A 9,290-nucleotide genomic window follows, 5' to 3' on the forward strand; every position below is an offset into this window, starting at 1 on the left:
AAGTATAATTCTACCAGCCTTTTCCCTTTAAAAATTCAAATATTGCAACTTCTCTATTTTTAGGGTGAGCTTCCGAAAATCTTTCTAATATTAACTCTCCATCTATTCTTCCATCCTTTAAATATACTAATCTTGAAGCACGAGCTGCTGCTTTTAAATCATGGGTAACCATTACAACTGTTTGTCCTTTACTATTTAAATCAGTTAATATATCCAAAACTTCTCCACCAGTAGTAGAATTTAAAGCTCCTGTTGGTTCATCACAAAACAATATCTTAGGTAATGTGATTATAGATCTTGCTATAGCTACTCTTTGCTGCATTCCTCCTGAAATTTCTGATGGATATTTCTCCTTAAATTCTTCTAATCCTAATTTTTTAAGGAGTTTAATTACTTTTTCATTAACTTCTTTCTTATTTTTATTTACACCATATCCACAGTAAGCTATATTTTCAAATACAGTTATATCTGATAATAAATTAATACTTTGAAACACAAATGAAATATCTTTTTTTCTTAATTTCGAAAGCTCATCTTCCTTCATTTTAGTAATATCTATACCGAGTAGATTTACATTACCACTTGTAACTGAATCCATTCCACTTATGTTATACAATAATGTTGTTTTTCCTGAACCTGAACTTCCCATTATTACTATAAATTCACCTTCATATACTTCTAAATTCAAATTTCTTATTATATTATGTGAGGCCTTTCCTGTAATAAAAGATTTACATAAATTATTTACTTTTAAAACTAAATTCTCCATATATATTTATTCCTCCATTAATTCTGTAGGTTTAACACTTTTTATGCTACAACAACTTATCATTATGATTATTAATACTAAACATATCATTAAAAATACTAGAGCTGCCATTGTTCCTGGTGAAACTATTAATACATCCAAGCTTGCTAGTGAAGCTCTGATAATGGGTTTTGAAACAGTTAAATTTAAAGTGATAGCTATTATTACACTAATTAATGTTAATATTAACATTCTATATAAATATCTATTTCTAATTTCCCTAGATGTAAATCCTAGAGCTTTCATAATTCCAAAATTCCTCCTATTATCTCTTACATTCATAATAATAATATTTAATACTGTTATTAAGCTAAAAATAATAAACACAATCATTAATAAGGTAGTTATAGGCAACATAATTTCTGGAATAGATTGCATACTATACTTAAATATAGGATGAATATCACTAGCATTTAATTTTGGAAATCTACTATTAATATCTGCTTTGAAATTATCTATATCATTCTTATCTTTAAGCTTCAGAAACACTTCACTTCCTTTAAATTCAGGTAATTCCTTTTGTATTGCTGAATTTAAAATTCTAAAACTATATCCAGCAGACATTAAAGAATTATAATAACCTGTAATTAAATAAGATTTTTTTTTATTATTTATAGACAATTCTATATAATCCCCTATAGATAATCCTGATTCCTTTAATATATTTAATGACAAGGATACCTCATTATCTTTTTCTGGATTTCGTCCATCACTTATAGTAAACCCCATTTTTTTATCAAAAGAATTCATCACCATAGTATTATATACAGTAGTTTTTATATTATATTTTTCTCTATTAATTCCTACACCCATGTAAGCAATAGCTCCATAAACATAATTCTCTACTCTATCATCATTTTTAATCTCATTTAACATATCATTAAATCTGTTACTTGAATCATTTAAAGATGAATCTAAATTTATTGGAGAGCTTATAGTTACATCATTTTTAGGTGAGCCAAACCATGTATTTGTATTTTCCATCATCCTTGATATCATAAAATTACAATTACCAAATAGTACAACTAAAAATATAGATGATGTCAATGTTATTGTAATTAGTATTGATATCTTTTTATATTTAAATATATCATTTATACCTAACGCTAAAGATGAAGTACTATTCTCTATTAAAGATTTAGTAAGTTTTTTCTTAGAAGAAGTAATACCTACTCTAAGAGCTTCTACAGGCGAAATTCTATTAGTTTTTCTAACTACTAAATATAAATTTGAAATAACAATTAAAGAAAATAATAGAATAATTGCCATAATAACTCCAAAATCAATATTTACCCCATTAAATTTTCCTATATATTTTAAAGTTTTAGATGCAGTATAATTTAAGATAGGAATGCTACATACTGACCCTAAAGTACTTCCTATTAAAACAGTTAATGAATACCCTATAATATAAAATTTAAGAATTTCTTTTTTTGAAAAACCTAACGCTTTATAAATCCCTATAGATTTATACTCTTTTAATATGTTATTCCAAAGAATAAATCGTATAAGCATTATAGACACAATAAAAACAAGTACTGAAGCTAATGTACAAATTTCTCCTACTATAGAAGAAGCCATGGTTGCTGTCATAGCTAATAAATCTTTATTAAAACTTATTCCTTTTGGACTTATATCTGAATTTAAATCTTTTTCTACTTGAGATACATCCTTGCTTTCTTTTACATTAATATATATTAATGGTGATTTTGTAAATGAAGAAAATTCCTTAAAGGTATTTTTATTTACATAAAAAATAACTTGATTTGATGTACTAGCTGGTTGATTTGAATCATTTATTAATGAAGTTACTTTTAATGTTACATCTTTAGATTTCGTTTTAATTGTTAATTTCTCTCCAAGTTTTATATTGAAATTATCAGCTATAAGTTGTGTGATCCAAATTTCACCTTCTTTGAGGGAATTTTTGTAATCTAATGATTTGATTTCATCTAATCTAAATGGAAGATTTTCTGTATCCTCTATAGGAACAATATCATACATAGATATCTTCAAATTCTCTTCCTTTTTATAAATATCATTACCAGAGCATACAGATTCTATATCCTGAACATCTTTAACTTTAGAGTTTTTTTTGCACCATTCAATAACATCATCCTTCTTCTCTTTACCTGTATTATATAGAAATAAATCATAAATCTTGTCATCAGAATAATACTTACTCGTAAAACTTTTAATAGATGTTATCATACATAAACTACTTGTAAATATCAAAGCAGATAGAAATATTAATGATGCTATTAATAAACACTGCAATTTCTTCTTCTTAATTTTTTTAATCCACATAATTTCACATCCTTTCTTTGAATATCTTACTTATATACTATCCTTGAAATATTAAGAAAAAATATTTGAAATCTTAATAAAATCTTACAAAACAGTTGATTCTAAACTTTTTCTACTTTTATTTTTATTATTTTGACAGCATACTCCTAAGAATAATGAATAATTTTTTTCTTAATTACAAAAATAATGAGCTAGCCTTTTTGTAGACTAGCTCTATAAATTCCAATCTTATTAAGTTTTATTATTACTATATATTACTTGTTTCTTCAATTAATGATGATATATTTTCAACTATAATCCAGTCATCCATATTCCTCTGATGATTATGTTTTAAAGAAACTTCAATTTCTTCTGCATTTTCTATTTCAACAAGACAAAGAAAACGTTTCCCTAAAATACGTGTTACTTGATCTTCTGTTAAATTTAATTTCTCCATATTTTTATTAACTACCTCTTTTAATTCAGCATCTTCTAATCTCTCAGAATTAAATACACTTTTCACTATAGCTCTCCCTTTAATAAGACCATCACCTCTATTTTCTATCAAGTAGAGCGTTTCTCCTTTAAACACTCTACCATAGGGTAATTTTCTACTAACATTTCCTCTAATAATCATTGTTTTGGTTCCATTTAAAATCTTTTCTAGAACTTTTGCTTTTCCATCACAATATACTAAATGATCCATATTAATAACCTCCACACTCTCAACTATTTATATCATAATCTAATTATACCATAAAATTTGATTTTAATTACTTATTTGGAAAATTCAACACTATCTATAGCTCCTGAATTATTATTTTCAAATTCTAATGTGAATTTATTTACATTTTCAAAAGTTGTTAATCCATCAAATAAAATATGATAATTATATCCATCATTATTAGTTTCTAGATTCGCTCCAGACATATAATATTCTTTTCCCTCTTCCGTCTTTAATTTTATTTTGTAACCACCACTCAATAATTCTTTATCTTTTATATAGTAAAAAAATTCTACTATTGTTCCTGTTGGTAATGTTTCTTCATTATTCACTTTTATTTTCTCACTATCTTTCCACTTATAATTAATCTTTGTTGAATTAGAAAACTTTTCATCTAAAATAATATTAGTTTCCCAATTTAAATCCTCATCTATATTTAATTGCTCCATTAGTGTATTAATCTTCTTATATGCTACAAGTATTGTTTCTTGTATTAAATCTCCTATATCTTCATCATTTAAAGACATAGCCTTACCTATTTTGTATAGCTCAGAAGTACATAAAGTAATAGCTTCAATGAAAGATTCACTATCACCTCTTTTAGCCTTTTCTATTAACTTATTCATTAGATTCCCCCTTATCTTCTATACCTATTAGACACTCCTTACCCACTAAAGGTTGAAGAAGTTTTATTTTTTACCTATGTTCTAAAAATAGCCATTAATGAATAAATATTATAATTACTAAAAATAATTCTTTTAATCTTAATTATCAATTTAAATTATAAGGAATGTGTTTATGAAAAATAAAGAGATTAAAATAAGAATGTCTAATAATTTCACATTACAAAGACGAGTAATCTCCCACATGACTCTATTATCTTGGCAAACAATCCCTCACGTTTCCTATGTGTATGAAGCTGATATAACTGACTTTTACAAAGAGTTTGTATATTTCAGCAAAAAGAATTTAAAAGTTTCTTTTAACACTATCATGATTAAAGTTATTGTTGAAGGTTTATTAAAATCTCCTAAACTAAACTCTCATGTTGAATATAATCCTAAAAAAACTGCAGGTACAATTCATATTTTAGATGAGATAAACATTTCACTTCCTTGGCTTTTATCTAATGGTACCATGATAACACCATGCTTGATTAATGCTGAGAAAATGTCATTAAAAGAGCTTTCTATCTATATGAGTACCCTTTCTAATCGAATTGAAAAAACTAATGTGGATGAAATGTTATATAAAGCTGTATATAATGATACAATCCATGAACTAAAGAAACTAAATTGGGGTATCTTTAGACGTGTCCTAGCTTCAAAGATTGGTAAAAATAAAGTTGCAGGCCTTAAAAATGAAGAAAAACAAAAATATTATAGTATTCCTGAAAATGAACGTCTAACTGAAGATAATATTATGAAAGGTACTGTTACCATCTCCAATATAGGTTCTTTATATAAAGAACAAAAAGGCTTTTTTACTTTACTTGAAATCATACCACCTCAAGTATTTGCTATAGGTATTGGAGCAATACAAGAAAAACCTGGAGTATTTCTAGATATAAATGGACAAAAAGAAATAGGAATACGGAAAATACTTCCTATGTGCTTGGCCTTTGATCATAGAGCAATTGATTTTAATGATATAATTCCATTTATAAAAACACTAGATAAAACATTTGAAACTCCTAATATAATAAAAAATTGGTAAGTTCATATTCATTTTAATGAATGTTATAATTAACAAATTGTAAGATAAAGATGTAACTAATTTGGTTATAAATATAGCTACAACAGATTTTAATATTGATACCAAAAGACTTTATGAGAAATTGTATATACTAAAGTAGATACAATACCTAATTTATATAGAAATAACATTGGTGAATATTTAATGATAAAGGTAAGAACTTAATTAATAAAGGAAGCTACCAAACTCTATTTAAAATTATATACATTATATTCAAACTAGTGGTATAATCTGCATATATATTATTACTAAATAATAACTAGTAGTTAAGGGGGCTTTATATGGAAAACAATATACAAAAAAAATTATTAACTATTGAAAAAAACTTAAATAACTCACTAATTGGACAAGAGAATTATCTAAATAGTTTATGCAATTATTTTCTAGCAAAACTAAAAGAAGATGAAAAGGGATCTTTACTTATCCTTGGAGAAAAGAACACTGCAAAGAAAACCAGCATTAGATTGCTCTTTGAATATTTAAAAGAGGAAAACCTAATTAATAATGGGATTATAGAAGAAATAGACTTAGCTTCATATGATTTTAACTTAGGCTACAATGCCTTTATAACTGATTTGTATGAAAAACTAAATGACCCTTCAGAATGTTTAATGTTTAGAAACCTAGATAAAGCAACTGAAGATATATTTGAAGTTTTATATAGTATACATCCTAATACTTGCATTCCTCTAAAAGAAGAATATGTACTTAAAAATAGATTTTTAGTGGAAGCTGCTCTAAATGATGAAGATACTATAGATAATTTTATATGCCATAATAAATTTTTTGTATTTATATCTAACGATAAAGATAATGAAATCACAACAAAATTTTCAGAAAATGTAGATAAAATTCTGTTTACTAAAGACTTAACTTCAGAAGAAAACTACAAAGTACTGAAAATGGATTTATTAAAAATAATTAACCAATTAGAAAATAACTTTAAGATTAAGATATCATTAGATTTATCCAATGATGAAAATAACATATTAAAGTTTTTACAAAATGACTATAGAAATGATAGTAGCTTTGGCATAGATAAGTATATTAGATATAAGATTTATCATCCTATTAACAATTTATTTTTACAAAATGAAATAGCAGATGGATCTTCTATTAATCTCTATGTAGAATATGATGATATTTTTTGTAAAACAGATAAAGAAATTTATAATTTGAATAATTATTACAAACCAACATTTGATGAAGTATGCTACAAACTTAATTCTATGATTGGAATGAAAGAATTAAAAAATTTCTTATATAATATACATAATACCTTAAAAGTTCAAACCATTAGAGAAAAACTAGGCATGAAAACTACTAATATTTCTATGAATATGATTTTTACAGGTAATGCAGGTACAGGAAAAACTAATGCAGCTAGGATAACCTTTGAGTATTTAAATGCACTTAAAGTACTATCAAAAGGAATCTTTAAAGAAGTAAGTAAAGCTGACTTTGTTTCAGAGAATCTTGCTGATACAGCTAAAAAAACAAATGATATCATAAATTCAGCTTTAGGCGGAGTTCTCTTTATAGATGAAGCTTATTCACTATGCAAAGGTGAAGATGACAAAATTGGTATAGAAATTGTAGATGCCTTATTAAAAGGAATTGAAGATAATAGAGATAATATAGTTGTTATACTAGCTGGCTATGAAAATGATATGAATGAATTTTTAAGTTACAATCAAGGTTTAAAATCAAGATTTCCTAACAAAATTCATTTTAGTGACTATACTCCAACAGAAATGTATGAATTATCATTAAATATTGCTAAATCAAAAGGATACAGAATATCATCAAATGTAAAAAATGGTTTGATAGACTTATTTACAAAAAATCAAGTAAAAGGCAAAAATGATTTAGGTAATGCTAGATTTGTTAGAAATATAATAGAAAATGCTATAGTTGATGCTTCTAAAAAATATTTAACTAATTCAAATAAAGAAATTGATTTATTAGAAAAAGATAATTTTAATTTTAAAATTAATGCAAAATTTGATTTGGATGAAAAATTAAATAACATTATAGGTTTAGATGAAGTTAAAAAACTTATTAGAAGCCAATATAAACTAATAGTTGCTGAAGAAAAAAGAAAATCAGTTGGTGTTGTTACTAGAGTTAATCAAAACTTAAATATGGTCTTTGCTGGAAATCCTGGTACAGGTAAAACAAGTATTGCAAGACTTGTTGCTGAAATGTTAAATAGCATTGGTTTATTAAAAGTTGGCCAATTAATTGAAACTGATAGATCAAGTTTTGTATCAGAAGTGCCAGGTGAAACTGCTAAAAAAACAGAATCAAAGTTTAAAGAAGCTATAGGTGGTATTCTATTTATAGATGAAGCTTATACTTTAGCCAATGACTCCTTAGGCAGAGAAGCTATAGAAACATTATTAAAGTTAATTGAAGATTACTCTAAGGATGTAATAGTTATACTAGCAGGTTATGAAAAAGAAATGGAAGATTTCTTTGATGTTAATATAGGCTTAAGATCAAGATTTCCACTATGGACAAATTTTGAAGATTATAATGCAAACGAACTTTTTGAAATGTCCATTAGGTTAATTGAAGCCCAAGGATTCAAACTTTCAAAAAATGCTGATATTACTTTGAAAAAGACCTTTGAAGAAATATATGAAAATTCTGATTCTCAATCTGGTAATGGACGAATGGTTCGAAATTATGTAGAAAAGATTATCAGAAATCAAAGTATACGAATTGCTGAAGAAGATATTAGTGTTTATGAAATGAATTTAATAACTGCAAAGGATATAGAATCTATAACCAGTAACTCCATGAACAATGGCTTTGACTTAGAAACTGTCCTAAAAAACGTTACTATAAATGAAAAATCAAAAGAAGTTTTAAGAAATCAATATTCTTTATTAAAAGTTACTGCTAGAAGAAAGAAACTTGGCATTCGTACAAATATTAATAGACATTTAAACATGATAATTACTGGAGATGTTGGTACTGGTAAAAAAGAGTTCCTAAATTTACTTTCAGAAATGTATTATTCTTATGGAATAGTTAAGGCCAAGAGCATATCTGAACTTAATGGATATGAAATAATTTCAGCTATTTCTGAAGGAATTGATATTGAAGATATTTTAAATAAACATTTAGGTAAAATATTATTTATTTATAGGATAAATGTTATTTTAGAAAATCCACGCTATAATGAAATACTAATTTCGTTAACAAGATTTCTTGAAAATAATAAAAATAAAATAATAATAGCCTTGGGGGGACGTACTAAAGATTGCAAAAAGCTTGTAACAAATAACCCTTATGTTAATATTAACTTCCCTATTTGGCTAAATTTTGAAGATTATAATGAAATAGAATTATTAACTTCTACTATCCATGCATTATATGAAAAAATGTTTACATTAGAGGAAGAAGCTCATAAAGAACTAAATAATTTGATATCTGAAATCTATAAATTTAATGATTTAGTATTAAAAAATGGTTTATTAGTTGAAAGCTTAGTAGAAAGTATAATTAGAAACCAAAGTATAAGAATTTGCAATAATTCCGTAATTCAAACAGAGATTAATATTATCAATTCTAAAGATATATTAATGTGTAAAGATGACTTCTTTACTAAAAATTCTATAAAATGATTAATGGAGCTGTCGCATTAGCGGATGAATATCCGTTAGCGATAGCTCCCTTTTTGAACTAAATATCATTTTCTTATATGCA

The 9,290-nt window shown here is 25.6% G+C and carries 6 protein-coding genes; 2 read left to right on the forward strand and 4 right to left on the reverse strand.

The window, feature by feature from the left end; all coding sequences use genetic code 11:
• Positions 1–10: 10 nt before the first annotated feature.
• From NNC19_RS04190 to NNC19_RS04205, 4 genes are all read right to left on the reverse strand, one after another.
• Positions 11–769, reverse strand: coding sequence for an ABC transporter ATP-binding protein (locus NNC19_RS04190; protein ID WP_310937365.1), 759 nt, complete (start codon positions 767–769; stop codon positions 11–13).
• Positions 770–775: 6 nt separating this feature from the next.
• Positions 776–3,115, reverse strand: coding sequence for an FtsX-like permease family protein (locus tag NNC19_RS04195; RefSeq protein ID WP_310937366.1), 2,340 nt, complete (start codon positions 3,113–3,115; stop codon positions 776–778).
• A gap of 247 nt (positions 3,116–3,362) precedes the next feature.
• Positions 3,363–3,800, reverse strand: a complete 438-nt coding sequence (locus tag NNC19_RS04200) for a hypothetical protein (RefSeq protein ID WP_310937367.1) — start codon at positions 3,798–3,800, stop codon at positions 3,363–3,365.
• A gap of 71 nt (positions 3,801–3,871) precedes the next feature.
• Positions 3,872–4,444 (reverse strand): hypothetical protein, encoded by a 573-nt coding sequence (locus tag NNC19_RS04205; protein WP_310937368.1) that lies wholly within the window; start codon positions 4,442–4,444, stop codon positions 3,872–3,874.
• A 172-nt stretch (positions 4,445–4,616) separates the two neighbouring features.
• On the opposite strand from NNC19_RS04205, the gene NNC19_RS04210 reads away from it, so the two are divergent.
• Positions 4,617–5,534 (forward strand): 2-oxo acid dehydrogenase subunit E2, encoded by a 918-nt coding sequence (locus NNC19_RS04210; RefSeq protein WP_310937369.1) that lies wholly within the window; start codon positions 4,617–4,619, stop codon positions 5,532–5,534.
• Positions 5,535–5,854: 320 nt separating this feature from the next.
• Positions 5,855–9,208, forward strand: a complete 3,354-nt coding sequence (locus tag NNC19_RS04215) for an AAA family ATPase (protein ID WP_310937370.1) — start codon at positions 5,855–5,857, stop codon at positions 9,206–9,208.
• Positions 9,209–9,290: the final 82 nt, after the last annotated feature.

This window comes from Clostridium sp. SHJSY1, assembly GCF_031626875.1.
Taxonomy (GTDB): Bacteria; Bacillota; Clostridia; order Clostridiales; family Clostridiaceae; genus Clostridium.

Bases quoted from the DNA above. Each gene is read 5' to 3' on its own strand.
- NNC19_RS04190 (WP_310937365.1), bottom strand. From the start codon at position 769: ATGGAGAATTTAGTTTTAAAAGTAAATAATTTATGTAAATCTTTTATT.
- NNC19_RS04195 (WP_310937366.1), bottom strand. From the start codon at position 3,115: ATGTGGATTAAAAAAATTAAGAAGAAGAAATTGCAGTGTTTATTAATA.
- NNC19_RS04200 (WP_310937367.1), bottom strand. From the start codon at position 3,800: ATGGATCATTTAGTATATTGTGATGGAAAAGCAAAAGTTCTAGAAAAG.
- NNC19_RS04205 (WP_310937368.1), bottom strand. From the start codon at position 4,444: ATGAATAAGTTAATAGAAAAGGCTAAAAGAGGTGATAGTGAATCTTTC.
- NNC19_RS04210 (WP_310937369.1), top strand. From the start codon at position 4,617: ATGAAAAATAAAGAGATTAAAATAAGAATGTCTAATAATTTCACATTA.
- NNC19_RS04215 (WP_310937370.1), top strand. From the start codon at position 5,855: ATGGAAAACAATATACAAAAAAAATTATTAACTATTGAAAAAAACTTA.